Origin of the sequence: Rhodoluna miladensis (SeqCode) (assembly GCF_965234705.1) — a bacterium.
Classification (GTDB): Bacteria; Actinomycetota; Actinomycetes; order Actinomycetales; family Microbacteriaceae; genus Rhodoluna; species Rhodoluna miladensis.
Genome location: NZ_OZ248465.1, coordinates 1,235,356 through 1,254,786, shown reverse-complemented (window position 1 = coordinate 1,254,786; position 19,431 = coordinate 1,235,356). Strand labels below are relative to the sequence as shown.

Sequence of the window (19,431 nt, the reverse complement as noted above, 5' to 3'; positions counted from 1 at the left end):
AAGTGATTGGACAGCCAAATGGAAATGCACGTTAAGAACATAAGTCACAAATTTATTGACACGTTGAGCGATGGGGTATTTGCGATCGCACTCACACTCTTAGGTTTAGATGTTCTATCGTTAGCCCACGATATAAGTGAGGGCGAAGATTTTAACATTGCACTGTTCGAGCATTGGCCAACTTTTCTAGCTTACTTCTTCGGATTTATAGTCCTTTTTTCATGGTGGTACGAGTACCACGTGACGAGTCAATACGTCGTGGGAACTAACGGATTTATTGTTTGGAACCACGGAATTGTCTTGGCTTGGGTCGCCTTAATACCCTTCGGTGCTGCACTCCTGGCCGAAAACCTAAATACACCAAACATGAGTTGGGGAGTTTTCTGGTTCGGGGTCTGCCTGTTTGGGCAGTATTGGTCAATTTTGTTACAGACCTTACTGGCAAAAATCTTTAGAGCGGATAGAACTTTCACGTGGTCTGATGACTTTATATTGTCAAAATTCCCTCCAAAGGAGCAGCGTAAGAATCTTCTAATCTTTCAAGCGATTCCAGCAGTGATTGGGCTAATAACTGTTCCCTTTAGCCTGATTAATCCATGGATTGCCTTGGCTGGCATGATGCTCTACGTTGTTGCGACGGCTAATCCAGTAAAGAGCATTAATCGCTTAATCCCGATGATGCTGAAACTTCAGAAAGTGCAGATATAAAAAAGAAGTATTTCACGTTCCGACGAGCATAAAAGTCAAAGAGGGCGTTTAGATTAACTCACAATTTGGGCAGCACTTGCTTCGGCAATACCTGACTTTGCCTGTTTTTCAAGTCCGACCGTAACTGCAAAAGTATCTTCATAAACATCAAAGTCATAGGCTTTACCCCACCGCAATTTGATTACGTGAATGCCTGGATTTATGTAGGGGTCTCCGTTTTTAAGAGTGCATGTCGCTACCCAGCGGGCAACTACTGTCGTGTTCCATGGCCCACCTTGGACTAGGACACTTGTCACGTTAAACTCAAGCTCCGGAAAAACTGTTCCCACCCTCATAAACCATCGACGCATAGCCTCTTTGTCATGTCGAATACCACCCAGTGAATTAGGACCTGCAAAACGATGGGTTAGGTTCCTAGAGGACAGACCACCTAAAACATATTCGTAATCATGATTTTGCACGGCAAGAAATGTTTTACGAACTAACCTCTCGACAATGGAGCTATAAATTAGCATGTGCCTCAAACCTTTCGAATTCTGCATTTTGAAAAAAGCATTAGTAAAAACTGTACCCTTTGACCACACGTCCAGCAGGCACGCTATGGCGACGCGAACCCTAGCCTTTCAGCCACCAGTTAATCGGTAGGTGTACTCGCGCAGCCCAGGCCGGCTCATTGTGTCCTGTGCCGGGAAAAGTTGCACACGTCAAATCTCTATCGCGAACATAACCTTTGGCTTGCAAAGCTGCCACGGCACCGTGATGAAAGCGCTGGTAGAACATATCTAGTTCTTCTGTTCCCGCATCTGTGTAGATTTTGTGCTTGCCGGCATCAGGCATCAAAGCGGTGAGTTCTTGGAACATGTACTCGTGACCCAAGATCCAGTGCGTTGAAAAACCCAGTGCAGCACCAAAAACATCTGGGTACTTACTGAGTAGGTAAAAGGAAGCCAAACCACCCATGCTCGATCCAGCTATTGCTGTGCGCTCACGCGCGTGATCGATGCCGTACTTTTCCAAAACCATCGGCAAAATCTTTTCTGCTAGCAGCCGATTGTATTTGGCATTCATTGGGGTCTTTGCAACCGGTTGATACTCGTCGGGCAAGTTATCCCAGATATCTGGATGAGCCTCTGCTATTTCTTGCGGTGTGAGCTCAAGCATGCGAGTTTCCTTGGAGAGGCCATGCACGGCAACAATCAGGGGTTGAAGGTCGCCTTTGATGCGACCTTCGCGCAGTGCGTCTAGGACTGCCCAGGTATTTCCATCGGTTCCGGTTTTTGGATTAAAGACGTTCTTGCCATCGTGCATCATCAAAACCGGCGTATAGGAAAGCACTTTCTCGGGAACCCAGACTTCTACTTGGTGATCATCAACAACAAACTTGTCGATCTTTCCGCCAGCCAAGGCAATCTTTTCCTTTTTGAGTTCCCTAAAGGCCATGAATAGCGGGAATGTAAAGGCAAGCGCTGTGATGCCCGAAAGCAAGAAGTAAAGCCAGACCCGCTTCATTCCAAGCTTTCTTGCTTCGTAAAGCATGAAAACGATGGTTGCTGCAGCCACAATGAATAGATCCACCGAGAGCACCCAGTCCACAACCGAGCCAAACCAGGCAGACAAGTAGTTCGCACCCTCAAAGGAGGCAATGCCGTTTAGCACCCAGGCGGTGACGAGCCCAACGGCAGCAAGGGCGAAGTAGATACGAGCTCGAAGCTGATGACCGAACAAGACAAGACTTTCTATTGGAGTGGTTGTTCTTACCCTAGCAACGCCCTCGGGGCCGGATTATTCACAATCCCCCGAGGCGATAACCTAGACAAATGCTTATGTCAGATCGCGATATCCGCGCCAGTATCGAAGCCGGCCAGATTGGCCTAGAGCCACTCGAGATGGGTTTGCTTCAGCCAAGCTCTTTTGATGTTCGCTTAGATCGCTTCTTCAGACTTTTTGATAACCACAAATACCCATACATCGATCCTTCCGAGCAGCAAGATAACCTAACCAGGCTTATCGAAGTTGCCCCGGACGAGGCATTTATTTTGCACCCGGGCGAATTTGTTCTTGGATCAACATTTGAGTTTGTGACTTTGCCAAACAACATCGCAGCAAGACTAGAGGGCAAAAGCTCGCTTGGAAGACTTGGACTACTAACTCACTCAACCGCGGGTTTTGTTGATCCAGGCTTCAAGGGCCACGTGACCCTTGAGCTTTCCAACACCGCAACGCTTCCGATTAAGCTTTGGCCTGGAATGAAGATTGGTCAGCTTTGCTTTTTCCAGTTGACCTCAGCTTCTGAATTTCCTTACGGATCAGATAAGTACTCATCGCGTTACCAGGGTCAGCGTGGACCTACAGCGTCGCGCTCACACAAAAACTTCTACCGCACTGATGTCGGTAACACTCCGCTAGAAAACTAGCTCGCGTATTTAACCTGCGGGTTTGGATTCACACGAAGCAAAAGCAGCAATCCAACAATTAAGATCACCATCAGTCCAAGCACACCGTAGATTGTTGTGTTTTCTTCCCCAGTTGTTACCGCAGCAATTGTGATTGCTGTCGCCCAGAAGAAACCAGATAGGAAGCTGATCGCACGACCGGTTGTTTGGTAAAGACCAAACACTTCACCCTCGCGACCTTCAGGCGCGAAGCGAGATACGAATGTTCTCGAGGATGCTTGAGCAGGACCTACGAACAAGCAAAGCGCGAGGCCTCCAATCCAGTAAGTAATCTGGCCAGCGTCAGCGAATAGGAACACCGAGAATCCTGCGATTATCAAGCCGATGAGAGAAGCAACAATCACGTTCTTGGAACCGACTACGTCGTCGATTCTTCCGCCGATTACCGCACCGATACCGGAGACGATGTTGGCAGCCATTCCGAAGATGATGATTTCAGTTTGGCTAAAGCCAAATGCCAGCGAACCGAGCACGGCACCGAAAGAGAAAACTCCCGATAGTCCGTCGCGGTAAACCGCGGAGGAGATGAGAAACTTTAAAGTTTCTGGTGCTTGCTTGTAAAGACTCTTGAGCTGACCCCAAAGTGCTCCGTAAGACTGTAAAACGCTTTCCTTCTTGCGGTTCTTCTTGGCTTCTATTTCCGGAACTCTAATAAGAAGTGGAATTGAGAACACCAGTGTCCAAATAGCGCAGAACAAGAACACCGTTCTTACTTCGAGGCTATCCGTAGCAGGAACACCGAAGACTGTTCCAGGCAAAACAAAACCGAATAGCGCAACTGCCAGCAGGATGATTCCACCCAAGTAGCCAAGGCCCCAGGCATAACCTGAGATGCGTCCAATAGTTGATGGTGAAGAAACTGATTTCAGCATGGCGTAGTAGTTGATAAACGCCGTTTCTTGAATCACTGAACCAAGACCATACAAAACCAAACCAAATATTAGAAACTCAGCCTTTGGCTCGACGAAGAAGCTCGCGACCATGATCAAAACCAGGATGTAGGTATTGACCATCACCCAGAACTTGCGTCTTCCGCTTTCGTCAGATCGGCGTCCCAGAATCGGAGCGATGATCGCCAGCAAGAAGCCGGCGATACCGGTTGTTATACCTAGCAGGGCATCGGCATTGGTGCCTGCTTCAGCTACTGCCCCCGCGAGGTAGACCGGGAAGATGAAGGTCTGCATGATGGTGGGGTAGGGCTGCTCTGCCCAGTCCCATAGCGCCCATGCGAAGGTGCCTTTGCGGCCGAGTTTGGTCTTTGGGACCTTTAGAGGCCCTGTGGTGTCGTTTGTCATGCCAACAAGCTACTCCTTCCAGCCCTCGGAATCGGCCAAAAGGGCCTCTGGAACGGCAAATAGCAGATGAAAACTGAGAGTTGAGTGAGAATGACTCAGCTTTTGCCAAAACCACTTGACAATAATCTGGTGAAATGTGAAACTTGAGTCAATCGGGCTCAAGTTTGGGTTCGAAGCAGAAAAACCTCAGTAAATACAAGGAGAAAACAGATATGGCACGTGCAGTAGGTATTGACCTAGGCACCACTAACAGCGCGGTTTCAGTCCTGGAAGGTGGAGAGCCTAGCGTTATCGCTAACGCGGAAGGGTTTAGAACAACCCCTTCTATCGTTGCTTTCACCAAGGACGGCGAAGTACTGGTCGGAGAGACCGCCAAGCGCCAGGCCGTCACAAACGTTGACCGCACCATCGCTTCGGTAAAGCGCCACATGGGCACCGACTGGAGCTTCAAGGTGGACGGCAAGGACTACACCCCTCAGGAGCTTTCAGCTCGAATTTTGGCAAAGCTAAAGCGCGATGCTGAGACTTACCTAGGCGAGCCAGTGACTGACGCAGTCATCACTGTCCCTGCTTACTTCAACGACGCTGAGCGTCAGGCAACCAAGGATGCCGGTGAGATCGCAGGACTAAATGTTCTACGTATCATCAACGAGCCAACCGCTGCTGCTCTGGCCTACGGACTAGATAAAGGTAAGCAAGACGAACTGATCTTGGTATTCGACCTAGGTGGTGGAACATTCGATGTTTCACTTCTTGAAGTTGGAAAAGACGATGACTTCTCAACAATCCAGGTTCGCGCAACCTCAGGTGATAACCGCCTAGGTGGAGACGACTGGGACCAGAGAGTTGTTGATCACCTAGTCAAAAAGTTCAAGGACACCACCGGTGTTGATGTTTCCAAAGACAAGATTGCACTTCAGCGTCTAAAGGAAGCAGCCGAGCAGGCAAAGAAAGAATTGTCGCAGTCAACAACTGCGAACATTCAGCTTCCTTACCTTTCTCTTACCGAGAACGGTCCTGCCAACTTGGACGAGACAATTACCCGTGCTCAGTTTGAGCAGCTAACCGCTGATCTACTAGAGCGCACCAAGAAGCCGTTCAACGATGTGATCAAGGAAGCCGGAGTAAAGGTTGCCGACATCGCACACGTAGTTCTTGTTGGTGGATCAACTCGTATGCCAGCAGTCACCGAATTGGTGAAAACGCTAACCGGAGGAAAAGAACCGAACAAGGGCGTAAACCCTGACGAGGTTGTTGCTGTTGGTGCATCTCTTCAGGCAGGTGTTCTAAAGGGTGAGCGTAAAGACGTTCTACTTATCGACGTGACGCCTCTGTCTCTTGGAATCGAAACCAAGGGTGGCATCATGACTAAGTTGATCGAGCGCAACACTGCTATTCCAACCAAGAGAAGCGAAACCTTCACAACTGCTGATGACAATCAGCCTTCGGTTTCGATTCAGGTGTACCAGGGTGAGCGCGAATTCACCAAGGACAACAAGTCACTTGGAAACTTTGAACTAACCGGTATCGCACCAGCTCCACGCGGTATCCCACAGATCGAAGTGACATTTGATATTGATGCCAACGGTATCGTTCACGTTTCAGCTAAGGACAAGGGAACCGCTAAAGAGCAGTCGATGACAATCACCGGAGGATCATCTCTTCCGAAAGAAGACATCGAGCGCATGGTTCGCGAAGCCGAAGAGAACGCCGCAACTGACAAGAAGCGTCGTGAAGAGCAGGAAACCAAGAACACTGCCGAGCAGATGGTTTACCAAACCGAGAAGCTAATTAAGGACAACGACGAGAAGCTACCTGAGGATGTCAAGACTGACGTCCAGGCTGACGTTGATGCACTTAAGACCGCACTTGCCGGTGAAGACATCGACGCCATCAAGGCAGCCAACGAAAAGTTGGTTACCTCTTCCCAGAAACTAGGGGAGGCAATCTACGCGAGTGCTTCTGAGGAAACTCCAGCCGATGCAACTGCTTCTAACGAAGATGTTGTTGACGCAGAAGTAGTAGACGAAGAGCCAGCTGAAGAGAAGAAGTAATGACTGAGGAAAACACTTCCCCAGAAAACGCTTCTGAAAACATTGAGGGGCAGGCGGACACACCGCCTGCCAACCTCGATGAAGCTAGCGGTTCTGACGAACTTGATCAGGAACTTGCCGACTTGGTTTCCGAAACTGGACCGATAAGTAAAGAAGCTGAACTACTTGCTGATTTGCAGCGCCTTCAGGCGGAATTTGTAAACTACAAATCCCGCGTGGAGCGCGACCGCGATCAGTCGAGAAATGCAGCCATTGCTGAAGTCATTCGTACTTTCCTTCCAGCACTTGATGATCTTGAGCGCGCCGAAGCACACGGCGATCTTGAAGGGACACCTTTTGCTGCCGTTGGAACCAAGCTTCGAAGCGCAGGCGAGAAATTCGGCCTAAAGCGCTTTGGTGCCAAGGGGGAGAAGTTCAATCCTGAACTTCACAACGCCCTAGCTCAGACTCCAAGCGCCGATGTCACGGAAGAAACAATAAATGAGGTCATTGAGGCCGGTTATCAGCTGGAAGATCGGCTGATTCGCCCAGCAATGGTCTCAGTTTTGGTTCCTGAAGGAAAATAGCTAAATGGCATCTCAAGACTGGCTCGACAAGGACTTTTATAAGATCCTTGGCGTAGCAAAAGACGCCCAAGAAGCTGACATCAAAAAAACTTACCGAAAGCTAGCTCGTCAGTTCCACCCGGATTCCAATCCAGGCGACGCCAAAGCAGAAGCTAAGTTCAAAGAGATCAGCGAAGCGTTTTCAGTTTTGTCAGACAAAGAACAAAGAAAAGAGTACGACGCTGTTCGTGCCATGGGCGGCGGCGCCAGATTTACAGCTGGCGGACAAGGACAAGGCGGCGGATTCGAAGATGTCTTTTCCAATTTGTTTGGTGGGGGAGGTCGAGGATTCCCCGGAGGCTTTGGCGGCGGATTTGATTTTGGACCAGCAGCAGGGGTTGACCTAACAGCAAGAACCTCGATTGACTTTATTGATTCAATAAAAGGCGCAACAATCAAACTTGCCCTGCAGGGCATGGAACCACTGAACGTAAAAATTCCAGCTGGTGTGCAAGACGGTCAAAAGATAAAACTTCGCGGCAAAGGAAGACCTTCTCCAAATGGTGGACCATCGGGAGATCTAATCATCACCGTTCGCGTAAAGCCGCATCCGGTCTTCACGCGCGATGGGGCAAACCTTCGTGTCACAGTTCCTGTGACATTTACTGAAGCAGCACTTGGTGCAAACATTTTGGTTCCAACACTTGGTGGCGAACCGGTAAAACTAAAGATCAACCCAGGTTGTCCGAACGGTCGAGTCCTTCGCATTCAAGGTCGCGGAGTTGACGCTGGCAACGCACGCGGAGACCTACTTGCAACTGTTGAAGTAGCGGTTCCATCACACATGTCCGAAAAAGCCAAGAAAGCACTTCAAGACTTCCAGGCAGTTATGCCTGACGAAGATCCGAGAACGGACCTGCTCTCACGAGCAGGACTTCTATAAAGGAAAGGGGTAGCTGATGGCTGAGTTCGATGAGAACACACCACTGTTTGTGATTTCGGTCGCAGCAGAGCTTGCCCTGATGCATCCTCAAACTCTTCGTCAGTATGACCGCTTAGGTTTGGTTTCTCCTCGCAGGACCTTAGGTCAATCTCGTCGCTACACAATGCGCAATGTCGCTCAGCTAAGACAGATTGCAGCTTTGTCTGCTGAAGGAGTATCCCTAGAGGGGATCAAAAGAATTCTGGAACTAGAAAACAATAACGCTGAGCTAAAGCAGCGCGTTCGCGATCTCGAGCAAGCATTAGCTAATGAACTAATGAATAGACCAGGTGCGAGAGTGTTTGCAGCAGGCGATCAAGGAGTCGAATCTTTGGCTGCTGGTAAAAGACCAACAAGAGCAACTCAGGTTGTTTTGTGGCGGGCTCGCTAAATCTCAACAACAACTGGCACGTGATCGCTCGGGCCTTCGCCTTTGCGCTCATCGCGTTCAATGCTGGCTGACTTCACTTTTTCCGCGAAGGCTTCAGAGCCCAAGATGAAATCAATGCGCATTCCTTCGTTTCTCGGAAAACGAAGCTGCTGGTAATCCCAATAGGTATAGCCGTCTTGAACCAGCGGTCTAACAACATCCTGCAAACCAATCTGTTCAAATGCTTCGAATGCTTGGCGCTCTTCCGGTGTGACGTGAGTTGAACCTGCAAAAAAGTTAATGTCCCAAACATCGGTATCTAAAGGAGCGATGTTGAAATCGCCCATTAGCGCCAAGGGCACATCCGGTTCGTTCTCTAGGGTTTCTGCCGTGACGGCAGCTAACCGATCGAGCCATTCGAGCTTGTAAGGAAAGTGTGGGTCATCGAGTGTTCTACCGTTTGGAACATACAAACTCCAAAGCCGAATTCCATCGAAGGTTGCAGCAATTGCTCGAGCCTCCTGGACCTCTTTGAACTCGGGCATTCCAGAAAATCCGATTTCGACATCCTCGGCGGGGATCTTGCTTGCGAAGGCAACACCATTCCACTGGTTTAGACCGTGCATGGTGATTTGGTAGCCGGCATCTTCAAAAGCCTTATAAGGGAACTGATCTGGCTTGCATTTGATCTCCTGCATAGCCAAAACGTCAGTTCCACTGGATTCTAGGAAGCCAATAACCCGATTAACACGGGTTCTGACCGAATTTACGTTCCAGGTGGCTATCTTCACTCCTTAAACTTAAGGCATGTCCGAATCCCCGGTTTCCAAAGCACGCCTTATTGAGCTGATCAAGGAACTAGCCGTTGTTCACGGGCCGGTCACTCTTTCCAGCGGCATTCAAGCCAACTACTACGTCGATCTTCGTAGGGCCACCCTGCACCACGAAGCCGCACCTCTTATTGGCAAGGTGATGCTCGAGCTGCTGGATAAATCAGGGATCAAGGATTACGACTCAGTCGGCGGATTGACCATGGGAGCAGATCCGGTGGCAACCGCAATCATGCATCAGGCTTCCGCCCAGGGAAGAACCATCGACGCATTCGTTGTTCGCAAGGCTCCGAAAGATCACGGCATGGGCAGACAAGTCGAAGGACCTGATGTTTCAGGCAAAAAAGTGATTGTTCTTGAGGACACTTCAACAACCGGCGGATCACCGTTGACCGCAGCCAGAGCTTTAGAAAAAGCAGGTGCAACCGTGTTGGCTGTTGCAACAGTTGTTGATCGTGCCACCGGTGCTCGCGAAGCGATCGAGGATGCCGGCTACCGGTATCTGTTCGCCGTTTCGCTCGCAGACTTGGGTTTGTAATTGGCCAGACAAAAGGGCAGCACGTTGCCCTATTTCTTAGTTGAACTGTCCAACATCACCAGCGTTATTTCCGGCTCAATGGTTTTTATTGCGCTTCCTTGGCTAGCTCTTGAGATAACGGGATCAGCTGCAAGTGCTGGAGCACTTGTTGCCCTTACTTCCATTCCTGGAATTTTCTTTGGCCCTATTCTTGGAACGCTGATTGATCGAATTGGAAGGCGCATCAGCGGCTTTATTTCTGAGGTTCTGACAGCAGTGACTATTCTTCTAATTCCAGTTGTACATAACTCAATCGAGATTTCCTTTGCTCTGCTTGTTTTACTAGCACTAGGTCGAGCGATTGTTAGTCCAGCTTCTAGCACCGCAAGAAAGTCAATCATCCCTGATGTCGCAGGCCCTTCCGGATTATCACTTGAGCGAGCTAACTCAATTCACGAAGCGGTGTTCGCAACTGGTTTTGCAATCGGTCCTGCGGTTGCCGCATTGTTTATTGGCTTGATTGGACCCTTCGATGTTTTCTACGTTGTTGCGTTTTTCTCCACACTCTCAGCAACAGCATTGTTCTTCGTTAGAACTAAAGAATCCAGGGGAGACGGAGTTTCTGAAACCGGAAGCCTGCTTCAAGACACGATCCTCGGGGCTAAGACTGTCTTGAAAACCCCAGCGGTTTTGTTGGGACTGAGCTTTGTGATGACTCTCGCAATGATTTATCTTCCAATCGAGATGGTAGTTCTACCCGCTCACTTCAACGCCCTCGACTATGCCGAAGGCCTTGGAATACTTATCTCCACCATGGCCGGAGCATCGGTTGTTGGAGCACTGCTCTTCGAGAAACTGCAGAAGAAGTTCAAGTACTCAACCATTATGAAATTCGGCTTTATTGGGCTTGGATCTTCTGTGCTACTGATGTCCCTGCTCCCGCCATTTTGGGTTCTTTTGATTCTTGGCGCTGTACTTGGCTTTAGCTGGGGACCGCTAATGCCGATGCTAAACACCGTGATCCAAAGGGTTATCCCCGAGAACATGCGCGGTCGAGTCTTCGGTATCGAAATGACCATTTGGGGTGCGGGACCAACCTTGACTGCGGTTGCCGTTGGTATTGCAGTCGACGGTGTAGGAGTTCAGCCGGTTTACTTATTCCTGGCCGTGATTGTTTTGGTGTTGTCGGTGTTTGTTTCCTTCAATAAGTCAAATAAGCAGCTTGATGCCGCAAGAGATTTGGCTCCGGCGACCTAATGGAAACACCTGAAAACCCAAGCCCAGAACTAACTACCTGGGGAGTTGGACCGTGGCAAGGAGATCTTCCAACAGGTCCTGGTTCGGAAAAGTATGACCCTGAACTTCTTCAATATGGAGATACCAGAAACGTTGTTGACAAGTATCGCTACTGGTCAATGGAAGCAATTGTTGCCGACCTTGATAGCAACCGTCACAACTTTCACGTCGCTATTGAGAACTGGCAACACGATCTAAACATCGGATCTATCGTTAGAACCGCTAACGCATTTTTAGCCAAGCAAGTTCACATCATCGGCAATAAGCGATGGAACAGACGAGGTGCGATGGTAACCGATCGCTACCAACACATCCTGCATCACCCAACAGTCGAAGAATTTGTATCCTGGTCGAAAACTGCAAATGACGGTAAAGCGATTCCGATCATCGCAATCGACAACGTGCCAGGTTGCAAACAACTCGAAAGCTATAAGTTGCCTGAAACCTGCGTTCTGCTTTTTGGCCAAGAAGGCCCAGGTTTGTCCGATGCTGCAATTGCAGCATCAAAAGATGTTGTTGAGATCACTCAGTTTGGCTCCACCAGGTCAATCAACGCCTCAGCGGCGGCTGCAATAACCATGCACCAGTGGGTCATGCAGAACGTAGTTCGTGGCTAGCTTGGGCCCAGCAGGCCCAAAAGCCCTAGCTGGTAGGCTTTATCTGTGCCTGCAATAGTCCTAGTTGGCGCCCAGTGGGGCGATGAAGGCAAGGGCAAAGCCACAGACTTACTCGGTGATCGAGTCGACTACGTAGTTAGATACCAGGGCGGAAACAACGCCGGACACACAGTCGTTATCGGAGACAAGAAGTTTGCTTTGCACCTACTGCCTAGTGGCATCCTTACACCCGGAGTAATTCCTGTAATCGGCAACGGTGTTGTTATTGATCTTGCAGTTCTAATCAAGGAGCTTGATGGCCTTATCGAAAAAGGCGTAGATGTTTCCAAGCTAAAGATTTCAGCTAACGCTCACATCATCACCCCTTACCACGTCACAATCGACAAGGTCTCGGAGCGCTTTCTGGGAAAGCGCGCCATTGGAACAACCGGTCGCGGAATTGGCCCTACCTACGGTGACAAGGTCGGACGACTTGGAATTCGTGTTCAGGATCTTTTCGATGAGAGTATCCTTCGCCAGAAAGTTGAAGCAGCACTTTCTCAGAAGAACCAATTGCTTTCAAAGGTTTACAACCGAGCAGGAATCAAAGCAGAGGAAGTTGTTCGTGAACTTCTTAGCTTCACAGACCGCATTCGCCCGATGGTTTCAGACACCGCACTAGAGCTTCACAAAGCCCTAGAAGCGGGAAAGACAGTGCTGCTTGAAGGTGGCCAGGGAACACTTTTGGATGTTGACCACGGAACTTATCCGTTCGTGACATCGAGCTCACCAATTGCTGGTGGAGCAACTATCGGATCCGGAATTGGTCCAACCAAAATCGACTCGGTGATTGGAATCCTAAAGGCCTACACAACCCGCGTTGGTGCAGGACCTTTCCCAACAGAGCTGTTTGATCAGTGGGGTGAATTCCTTCGCGAGAAGGGATTTGAGTTTGGAACAACAACCGGAAGAGAACGTCGTTGTGGTTGGTTCGATGCACCGGTCGCAAAATTTGCGACCCGCATCAACGGATTAACAGATATCTTCTTGACCAAGCTCGATGTTCTAACCGGCATCAAGGAAATTCCAGTTTGCGTCGCGTACGACGTTGATGGTGTTCGGATGGAAGAAATCCCTGTTTCCCAGTCTGATTTCCACCACGCTAAGCCAATCTATGAAATCTTCCCTGGTTGGGACGAGGACATAACCTCGGCGAAGAAGTTTGAAGACCTTCCTAAGAACGCCCAGGATTACGTGTTAGCTCTCGAGAAGCTTTCTGGAACCAGAATCTCCGCGATCGGTGTTGGCCCAGATCGCAACGCAACTATCGTGCGTCACGACCTTCTTCGGGCCTAACCGCAAGCAATTTTCCGATTCTGGGAACGCGCAACGCAATTACTTGGTTGAATTAGTTCGTGACCCGCGCTGAATACGCCTCCCTACCAAACGATAAAGATGACGCCATCGATCGTTGGGGATCGGCTGCTAACGGCCAAGACCCTCTGGTTGCAAGCTTTACTCTCACGCCGTATTCGAAAGCCCGCCCTCACGTTCCGTTCTATCGGTTCTTTCACTACCCAGATGTTTTAGACCTTCGAAACAATGGCTTTGAAGTTGAAAGATTTATTCCGATCTTTGATTCTCTGGATAACGCCCGGTACTCCCAAGCGGTTCAGGTTTACCACTTGTTGAAGCACGGCCAAGGCTCGATGCTTTGGAACCCAAGGCGTGCACGTGAGATGGAGTTCGAAATTCGTGCAGCTTTTCACCGTCACGGTTTATCTGATGTTCCTACCCTGCTTCGAAGAATGTTAGGTCGAGCATTTCCTGATGACTCGGTAAGTTCACTTTCTGTGAGTTTGCTCAATGTCTATTTCTGGGCATGTCTTGCCGAGGTTGCTCGAGATTACGCTTGGAAAGAGCCAAAGCTCGCGCTGTACTCCGACTACCTCGACTATCCTCTGGAAATCACAGGACTTAGCCCGCAAAGGAACCAAGACGCCGCATGAAACTAATTGCCCTGTCTCTTGCTTCAGTATTTTTACTAACCGGTTGTTCATCACTTCTTGGTGAGGAATCCGACGCAGCTGCCTGCGAAAAGCTCGCAACTGTTGTTAGCACCGAGAACGTTTCCCTGGATACTTTCTCCCCAACAGAAGTAGCAGCAAAGCTGCGCTCCGATGTTTCGCCGATTGCCGCTGGAACACTTGCAACCCGAGTTGATGACCTAGCAACGGCTCTTGAGGGTGCCGAGGTTGATGTTACCGGAGCGGGTGCTGCAGCATCTGAAATTGGTGTGCGGTGTGCGCTATCGGGAGTGAACTTTGACTCCTCGGTTATTGGAAATCTAATCAACTAATCGAGATTGGTTCGCCTCTAGCCAAATAGCTCAGGCAGGGTAGCAACCCAAGAGCTACGAAGCTCATCGAGTTTCCAGGTCGCTAGATCTTGAACCTCAAGTTCACCGGTGTTGTCGGTGACCCCGATGCGAAGAACTGGAATGTTTCTGGCATCACACAGACCTACGAATTTAACATCATCTTCCCGACCAACGCTCACAAGCACCCGACTTGTACTCTCCGAGAAAAGAGCGGAGGTTCTATCGACGCCATCTCTCTCACACAGCTCGGTAATCCAAACCCTGGCACCCATATTGAAACGCAGCACCGACTCTGTAAGAGCTTGAGCAAGACCTGCTTCAGAAAGATCCGTTGCGGATGCAACAAGTCCTTGAAGGCTTGCCCCGTGCAATAGCTCAGCAAGTCTTTTCTCGAAATCAAGGTCAACTACCGGTGGTTTTCCGCCTAAGTGATCGTGAACTACCTCAGACCAAACCGAGCCATCTAATTCGTCCTTAGTAATTCCGAGAAGGTAAATGTTGTTGCCCTCGTCCTGCCATCCGGATGGAATCCTTCTTGCGACATCGTCGATCACGCCGAGGACTCCGACAACGGGGGTTGGGAAAATCGCTACATCACCGGTTTGGTTATAGAAACTAACGTTTCCACCGGTGACCGGAATACCCAGTTCAAGACAGCCATCGGCAAGACCGGTGGTTGCTTGCTTGAACTGCCACATGACTTCTGGGTTTTCGGGAGATCCAAAGTTCAAACAGTTGGTCACTGCCAGCGGTTTCGCACCGCTGGTTGCAACGTTTCTATAGGCCTCCGCAAGAGCAAGGCGTGCTCCCTGGTAAGGATCTAGCTGGCAGTAGCGACCGTTGGCATCAGTTGATAGCGCAACACCTAAACCGGTTTCTTCTGAAACGCGAATCATGCCAGCGCCATCAGGATAAGCAAGAGCGGTGTTACCGCCGACGTACCTGTCGTACTGAGCGGTGATGTAAGACTTATCGGCCTGGTTAGGCGAGGAGACGATCTGAACAAACTGCGCTGCAAGATCTGTTGTGTTGTCATTTGCACGGTAAAGACCGCGAGCCTTCACGGAATCTGCATTCAAAGCAGCTTGCCACTTAGGCAGTTCAACTGGGCGCTCGTAGACCGGTCCATCATGGGCCACGGTGCGAGGTGGGACATTGACGATTTCTTGTCTGCCCCAATTGATCAACAGGCGGTCTTTGTTTATGACCTTTCCAAGCACCGAGTATTCGACTTCGTGCCTGTCAACAATCTTTTTGAAAGCACGAAGGTGTTTTTTAGGAACAATCGCCATCATGCGCTCTTGAGACTCGCTCATCAAGATTTCTTCTGGAGTGAGTGACTCATCGCGAAGTAGAACCTTCTTGAGCTGTACCTTCATGCCCTTGCCACCGTTTGATGCAAGCTCACTTGTCGCACAAGAAATACCTGCACCACCAAGGTCTTGAATACCGGCCACACAACCCGCAGCAAATAGTTCAAGGCAACACTCAATCAAAACCTTCTCGGCAAATGGGTCGCCAACTTGAACGGCTGGTCTGCGGGATGGACCATCGGCGTCAAATGTCTCACTTGCCAAAACGGATACTCCACCGATTCCGTCGGCTCCAGTTCGTGCGCCAAACAAAACAACAAGATCTCCTGCTTCGTCAGCTTTAGCAAGCTTTAGATCTCCGTGCTTGAGTGCTCCGATGCTCAGTGCATTTACAAGAGGATTACCTTGGTAGACCTTGTCGAAAACAGTTTCGCCACCGATGTTTGGAAGTCCCAGGCAGTTTCCATAAAAGGAAATTCCATCAACTACGCCGTGAACTACTCGAGCGGTGTCTGGATTTTCTGGGGCACCGAAGCGAAGCTGATCCATCACTGCAATTGGTCTAGCCCCCATGGTCAAGATATCTCTAACGATTCCACCGATACCGGTTGCTGCACCCTGGAACGGTTCGATGTAACTTGGGTGGTTGTGGCTTTCGACCTTGAAGGTCACGGCCAATCCTTCACCGATGTCAACAACACCGGCGTTTTCACCCATGCCAACCAAAAGGTGCTGTTTCATCTCCGGCGTGACTTTCTCACCGAACTGACGAAGATAAATCTTTGAAGACTTGTAGCTGCAGTGTTCAGACCACATAACCGAATACATCGCTAGTTCTGAGCTAGTTGGACGACGACCAAGAATTTGCCGGATGCTGTCGTATTCGTCTTCTTTGAGGCCTAGGGCAGCCCATGGCTGCTCTTTATCGGCTTCTTTCTTAGATTGCTTTACGGTATCGATGATCATGCGGAAATCACTGAGCTCAACACCGACTGGAAAATCTTCAGGCCATCAACGCCTGATCGCATGGCAACAGGGGAATCCGGTCCAAAGCCAGGCTCAACTGCGTGCTCTGGGTGAGGCATTAATCCAACTACGTTGCCGCGTTCGTTTCTAAGTCCTGCAATGTCATTCATCGAACCGTTCGGGTTTACCTCTAGATACCTGAAGGTAATAAGTCCTTCGCCCTCGAGCATCTTCAGAGTATCTTCGGTTGCGATGTAACCACCCTCGCCGTTTTTTAGAGGGATGGTGATTTCATCGCCTTTTTGGAAAGCATTTGTCCAAGCCGAGTCAACGTTCTCAACGCGAAGTTTCTGATCTCTGCAAACAAAGTGCTGCTTTTCGTTTCGGATAAGACCACCTGGAAGAAGGTGTGATTCAACAAGGATCTGGAAGCCGTTGCAGATGCCTAGAACCGGAAGGCCCTCACCTGCTTTTTTGATGATGGTTTTCATAACCGGTGCTTGGGCTGCGATTGCTCCGCAGCGAAGGTAATCGCCGTAGCTAAAGCCGCCGGGTAGAACAACCGCGTCTACCTTCTTGATCGTGCTGTCGGCGTGCCATAGGGATACTGGCTCTCCGCCTGCAAGGCGGATAGCCCTGGCCGCGTCGCGGTCATCTAGGGATCCTGGAAAAGTGACGACGCCGATCTTCATCTAATTAGTCTTGCTCAATCGATACTTCGACTACGTCTTCGATAACACCGTTGGATAAGAAGCTCTCCGCAATCTTCTTGGCTTCTTGAAGCTGGGCATCGGTCGGAGTAGTTGCGTAGTGAAGTTCAATTCGCTTGCCGATGCGGACCGCGCTGATGGCTTTGTGTCCTGAGCGCTCTAGGGCTCTTGCAACAGCTTTACCTTGAGGGTCTAAAAGGTCCTGCTTAGGCATTACCTGAACGATGATTTTCGGCAACTTTTGGCCCCCTACGGTGGCTAAAACAACTTGGGAATACCTGAAGTTTACTGGTTAGAAGCAACGAGCTTTTCGCGCAACTCCGCGTACCTGGAAGATGTTCGCGCAACTACCTCTGGGGTTAGAACCGGAGGCTTAGAACCAGATTCTGGATCCCAGTTCTCAAGCAACCAATTACGAACGATCTGTTTATCAAAGCTCTCGTTTCGGTTTCCAGCCTCGTAGGCTGCCTTGTCCCAGTATCTGCTGGAATCAGGCGTGAGCACCTCATCGCCCAAAACCATCTGACCCGTTGCAGGATCTGAACCAAATTCAAACTTGGTATCGGCCAAAATCAATCCAGCTTTTTCGGCAATCACGCTCGCCGAGTCAAAAACCGAAAGGGAAAGCTTTCGCAATTGGTTCGCTACTTCTTCCCCAACAATTTCAATTACTTTCTCGAATGTGATGTTCTCATCATGGGATCCAAGATCTGCTTTGAAAGCTGGTGTGAAAATAGGTTGCGGTAGTTTGTCGCCATCTTTCAATCCCGAGGGAAGCTTCACTGCGCAAATTGCACCAGTTGCTAAATACTCTTTGTATCCAGAACCAGAGATGTATCCGCGCACTACGCATTCGATTGGATACATCGACAACTTCTTGGCTACCGTTGCTCGGCCAGCTACTTCTTTAGGCACCGCGACACCTTTAGCTAGGTGGTTTGGAACATCAAGTTTTTCAAACCAAAAGTTTGTCACCGATGTTAGGTTCTCGCCTTTGCCTGGAATTGCAGGATCCAGAATGTTGTCGAATGCGCTGATGCGATCAGATGCAACAATCAAAATCAAATCAGAAAGCGATGCATCCTCTGATTCGTAGAGATCTCTTACCTTGCCGCTATAGACAAGTTTCCAACCGGCAATTGTCTCTGCCAACTTACTCAGCAACCTTGGTTGCAATGTCGCTTCGGTAGTGCGAACCATCAAGTTTGATTCTTGCGATTGCTTTGTAAGCGCGCTTGCGCGCTTTCTTGAATGTCTTTCCAACCGCAACTACCGATAGCACTCGACCAACGCTCGAGGCGTAGCAAACCTCAACACCGTTTACCTTCTCAGCTTTTTCGATTCCCTTGACTTCTCTGACTGGAGCTTGGGTCGATGGGTACCCTTCGCTTGCCAGAACAACAGTGACCGCCATCTCGCTAGAGAACTGCGCTTCTGGTGCAGAATCCAAATGTCCGGTGGATGCTTTGTATAGAAGTGTCTCGAGGGATGTAATAAGTCTTGCCAAAACAACTTGTGTCTCGGGATCTCCGAAGCGGGCGTTGAACTCAATTACTCTGATTCCGCGCTCTGTCACGATAAGTCCGCAATACAGAAGCCCAACGAAAGGTGCTCCAAGTCGTGCGAGCTCTTGAATGGTTGGAAGTGCAACGGTGTCTTCAACTTTTTGTACGAAGTTATCTTCTAGCCAGGGAAGCGGGCTATACGCACCCATGCCACCGGTGTTTGGACCTGCATCGTTATCGAAGGCACGTTTGAAATCTTGCGCAGGGGCAAGTGGCATAACAGAGACACCATCAGATAAAAAGAACAGGCTTACCTCTGGCCCGGATAGAAACTCCTCAACCAAAATCCCCATGTCAATAAACGCCTTGGCGTGCTCTAATGCGGCAGCAGAATCATCGGTGACTATGACACCTTTACCGGCAGCTAAGCCATCGGCTTTGATAACGTATGGTGCTCCGAAATCTTCCATTGCTTGCTCAACCTCTGCAAGTGTTTTGCACTGCCTCGCCATAGCGGTTGGAACTCCGGCTGCTGCCATAACCTCTTTAGCAAATGACTTGCTTCCCTCAAGTTGAGCAGCTAACTTGCTTGGCCCAAAAACAGCAATTCCTTGAGAGCGGAGTGCATCGGACACACCCGCTACCAGAGGGGCTTCAGGACCGATGATGGCAAGCTCAATTGAGTTTTCGAGGGCGAATTTGGAAACCGCTAGAGGATCGTTTGGGTCGAGATCCACTTGGCACTCAACTTGCGCCGCGATGCCCTTGTTGCCTGGGGCAACAATGATGTGGCTGGGATTTGTTCCAGTTTTGATTAGGGACTTGACGATGGCGTGTTCTCTGGCGCCTTGACCCAAAACCAGAATCTTCATCTTCCCAAGCTTAGTTAGTTGGTAAAGCGCCAGGCTTTG

The 19,431-nt window shown here is 49.7% G+C and carries 21 protein-coding genes; 12 read left to right on the top strand and 9 right to left on the bottom strand.

From position 1 onward, the window contains the following. The first annotated feature begins 18 nt into the window (after window positions 1-18). Window positions 19-708 (top strand): TMEM175 family protein, encoded by a 690-nt coding sequence (locus AC8GDC_RS06260; protein ID WP_506557794.1) that lies wholly within the window; start codon window positions 19-21, stop codon window positions 706-708. 53 nt (window positions 709-761) lie between these two features. Here AC8GDC_RS06260 and AC8GDC_RS06255 read toward each other — a convergent pair whose 3' ends face one another. Further along, entirely contained in the window at window positions 762-1,223 is a 462-nt protein-coding gene (locus tag AC8GDC_RS06255) for a nuclear transport factor 2 family protein (protein WP_506557793.1), read from the bottom strand. A 100-nt stretch (window positions 1,224-1,323) separates the two neighbouring features. Further along, on the bottom strand, window positions 1,324-2,433 hold the full coding sequence (locus AC8GDC_RS06250; protein WP_506557792.1) for a DUF2834 domain-containing protein: 1,110 nt from the start codon (window positions 2,431-2,433) through the stop codon (window positions 1,324-1,326). Between the two features lie 92 nt (window positions 2,434-2,525). Between AC8GDC_RS06250 and dcd the strand changes: the two genes are divergently transcribed. Continuing rightward, window positions 2,526-3,122: a dCTP deaminase gene (gene dcd, locus AC8GDC_RS06245; protein ID WP_506557791.1), complete on the top strand. Its 597-nt coding sequence runs from the start codon at window positions 2,526-2,528 to the stop codon at window positions 3,120-3,122. On the opposite strand, the gene AC8GDC_RS06240 is transcribed toward dcd, so the two are convergent. Beyond that, complete coding sequence (locus AC8GDC_RS06240; RefSeq protein ID WP_506557790.1) at window positions 3,119-4,456, bottom strand: MFS transporter; 1,338 nt, start codon at window positions 4,454-4,456, stop codon at window positions 3,119-3,121. The two genes, dcd and AC8GDC_RS06240, sit on opposite strands and share 4 nt — an antisense overlap. 212 nt (window positions 4,457-4,668) lie before the next feature. On the opposite strand from AC8GDC_RS06240, the gene dnaK reads away from it, so the two are divergent. From dnaK to AC8GDC_RS06220, 4 genes are read left to right on the top strand one after another with little or no spacing between them, the layout of a single operon-like run. Further along, window positions 4,669-6,510: a molecular chaperone DnaK gene (dnaK, locus tag AC8GDC_RS06235; protein WP_506557789.1), complete on the top strand. Its 1,842-nt coding sequence runs from the start codon at window positions 4,669-4,671 to the stop codon at window positions 6,508-6,510. Further along, entirely contained in the window at window positions 6,510-7,076 is a 567-nt protein-coding gene (locus AC8GDC_RS06230; RefSeq protein WP_506557788.1) for a nucleotide exchange factor GrpE, read from the top strand. Before dnaK ends, AC8GDC_RS06230 begins: the two co-directional genes overlap by 1 nt. Before the next feature lie 4 nt (window positions 7,077-7,080). Beyond that, the gene (locus tag AC8GDC_RS06225; protein WP_506557787.1) at window positions 7,081-7,998 is read left to right on the top strand and encodes a DnaJ C-terminal domain-containing protein; all 918 of its coding nucleotides are present in this window, start codon (window positions 7,081-7,083) and stop codon (window positions 7,996-7,998) included. A gap of 16 nt (window positions 7,999-8,014) precedes the next feature. After that, window positions 8,015-8,428 carry a heat shock protein transcriptional repressor HspR gene (locus AC8GDC_RS06220; RefSeq protein ID WP_506557786.1) on the top strand — a complete coding sequence of 138 codons (414 nt, stop codon included), beginning with the start codon at window positions 8,015-8,017 and terminating at the stop codon, window positions 8,426-8,428. On the opposite strand, the gene AC8GDC_RS06215 is transcribed toward AC8GDC_RS06220, so the two are convergent. After that, window positions 8,425-9,198 (bottom strand): exodeoxyribonuclease III, encoded by a 774-nt coding sequence (locus AC8GDC_RS06215; protein WP_506557785.1) that lies wholly within the window; start codon window positions 9,196-9,198, stop codon window positions 8,425-8,427. The two genes, AC8GDC_RS06220 and AC8GDC_RS06215, sit on opposite strands and share 4 nt — an antisense overlap. Before the next feature lie 16 nt (window positions 9,199-9,214). Between AC8GDC_RS06215 and pyrE the strand changes: the two genes are divergently transcribed. From pyrE to AC8GDC_RS06185, 6 genes are read left to right on the top strand one after another with little or no spacing between them, the layout of a single operon-like run. After that, the gene (gene pyrE / locus AC8GDC_RS06210) at window positions 9,215-9,775 is read left to right on the top strand and encodes an orotate phosphoribosyltransferase (RefSeq protein WP_506557784.1); all 561 of its coding nucleotides are present in this window, start codon (window positions 9,215-9,217) and stop codon (window positions 9,773-9,775) included. After that, a complete protein-coding gene (locus AC8GDC_RS06205; protein WP_506557783.1) occupies window positions 9,776-11,011 on the top strand; it encodes an MFS transporter in 1,236 nt (411 codons plus the stop codon). After that, the gene (locus AC8GDC_RS06200) at window positions 11,011-11,667 is read left to right on the top strand and encodes a TrmH family RNA methyltransferase (RefSeq protein WP_506557782.1); all 657 of its coding nucleotides are present in this window, start codon (window positions 11,011-11,013) and stop codon (window positions 11,665-11,667) included. The genes AC8GDC_RS06205 and AC8GDC_RS06200 overlap by 1 nt, the downstream gene beginning before the upstream one ends. A gap of 45 nt (window positions 11,668-11,712) precedes the next feature. After that, window positions 11,713-13,002 (top strand): adenylosuccinate synthase, encoded by a 1,290-nt coding sequence (locus AC8GDC_RS06195; RefSeq protein ID WP_506557781.1) that lies wholly within the window; start codon window positions 11,713-11,715, stop codon window positions 13,000-13,002. Window positions 13,003-13,061: 59 nt separating this feature from the next. Then, window positions 13,062-13,655, top strand: coding sequence for a hypothetical protein (locus AC8GDC_RS06190; RefSeq protein ID WP_506557780.1), 594 nt, complete (start codon window positions 13,062-13,064; stop codon window positions 13,653-13,655). Beyond that, a complete protein-coding gene (locus AC8GDC_RS06185; RefSeq protein ID WP_506557779.1) occupies window positions 13,652-14,005 on the top strand; it encodes a hypothetical protein in 354 nt (117 codons plus the stop codon). Before AC8GDC_RS06190 ends, AC8GDC_RS06185 begins: the two co-directional genes overlap by 4 nt. Window positions 14,006-14,022: 17 nt before the next feature. On the opposite strand, the gene purL is transcribed toward AC8GDC_RS06185, so the two are convergent. Genes purL through purD form a run of 5 tightly spaced genes read right to left on the bottom strand, consistent with a single transcriptional unit; the run spans window position 14,023 to window position 19,392 of the window. Then, on the bottom strand, window positions 14,023-16,305 hold the full coding sequence (gene purL, locus AC8GDC_RS06180) for a phosphoribosylformylglycinamidine synthase subunit PurL (protein ID WP_506557778.1): 2,283 nt from the start codon (window positions 16,303-16,305) through the stop codon (window positions 14,023-14,025). Beyond that, window positions 16,302-16,997, bottom strand: coding sequence for a phosphoribosylformylglycinamidine synthase subunit PurQ (purQ, locus tag AC8GDC_RS06175; protein WP_506557777.1), 696 nt, complete (start codon window positions 16,995-16,997; stop codon window positions 16,302-16,304). The genes purL and purQ overlap by 4 nt, the downstream gene beginning before the upstream one ends. A gap of 4 nt (window positions 16,998-17,001) precedes the next feature. Continuing rightward, a complete protein-coding gene (gene purS / locus AC8GDC_RS06170) occupies window positions 17,002-17,253 on the bottom strand; it encodes a phosphoribosylformylglycinamidine synthase subunit PurS (protein WP_506557776.1) in 252 nt (83 codons plus the stop codon). 47 nt (window positions 17,254-17,300) lie between these two features. Further along, window positions 17,301-18,215 carry a phosphoribosylaminoimidazolesuccinocarboxamide synthase gene (locus AC8GDC_RS06165; RefSeq protein WP_506557775.1) on the bottom strand — a complete coding sequence of 305 codons (915 nt, stop codon included), beginning with the start codon at window positions 18,213-18,215 and terminating at the stop codon, window positions 17,301-17,303. Beyond that, window positions 18,169-19,392: a phosphoribosylamine--glycine ligase gene (gene purD, locus AC8GDC_RS06160; RefSeq protein WP_506557774.1), complete on the bottom strand. Its 1,224-nt coding sequence runs from the start codon at window positions 19,390-19,392 to the stop codon at window positions 18,169-18,171. The genes AC8GDC_RS06165 and purD overlap by 47 nt, the downstream gene beginning before the upstream one ends. Between the last annotated feature and the right edge of the window lie 39 nt (window positions 19,393-19,431).

Bases quoted from the DNA above. Each gene is read 5' to 3' on its own strand.
- AC8GDC_RS06260 (WP_506557794.1), top strand. From the start codon at position 19: ATGGAAATGCACGTTAAGAACATAAGTCACAAATTTATTGACACGTTG.
- AC8GDC_RS06255 (WP_506557793.1), bottom strand. From the start codon at position 1,223: ATGCTAATTTATAGCTCCATTGTCGAGAGGTTAGTTCGTAAAACATTT.
- dcd (WP_506557791.1), top strand. From the start codon at position 2,526: ATGCTTATGTCAGATCGCGATATCCGCGCCAGTATCGAAGCCGGCCAG.
- AC8GDC_RS06240 (WP_506557790.1), bottom strand. From the start codon at position 4,456: ATGACAAACGACACCACAGGGCCTCTAAAGGTCCCAAAGACCAAACTC.
- dnaK (WP_506557789.1), top strand. From the start codon at position 4,669: ATGGCACGTGCAGTAGGTATTGACCTAGGCACCACTAACAGCGCGGTT.
- AC8GDC_RS06230 (WP_506557788.1), top strand. From the start codon at position 6,510: ATGACTGAGGAAAACACTTCCCCAGAAAACGCTTCTGAAAACATTGAG.
- AC8GDC_RS06225 (WP_506557787.1), top strand. From the start codon at position 7,081: ATGGCATCTCAAGACTGGCTCGACAAGGACTTTTATAAGATCCTTGGC.
- AC8GDC_RS06220 (WP_506557786.1), top strand. From the start codon at position 8,015: ATGGCTGAGTTCGATGAGAACACACCACTGTTTGTGATTTCGGTCGCA.
- pyrE (WP_506557784.1), top strand. From the start codon at position 9,215: ATGTCCGAATCCCCGGTTTCCAAAGCACGCCTTATTGAGCTGATCAAG.
- AC8GDC_RS06200 (WP_506557782.1), top strand. From the start codon at position 11,011: ATGGAAACACCTGAAAACCCAAGCCCAGAACTAACTACCTGGGGAGTT.
- AC8GDC_RS06185 (WP_506557779.1), top strand. From the start codon at position 13,652: ATGAAACTAATTGCCCTGTCTCTTGCTTCAGTATTTTTACTAACCGGT.
- purL (WP_506557778.1), bottom strand. From the start codon at position 16,305: ATGATCATCGATACCGTAAAGCAATCTAAGAAAGAAGCCGATAAAGAG.
- purQ (WP_506557777.1), bottom strand. From the start codon at position 16,997: ATGAAGATCGGCGTCGTCACTTTTCCAGGATCCCTAGATGACCGCGAC.
- AC8GDC_RS06165 (WP_506557775.1), bottom strand. From the start codon at position 18,215: ATGGTTCGCACTACCGAAGCGACATTGCAACCAAGGTTGCTGAGTAAG.
- purD (WP_506557774.1), bottom strand. From the start codon at position 19,392: ATGAAGATTCTGGTTTTGGGTCAAGGCGCCAGAGAACACGCCATCGTC.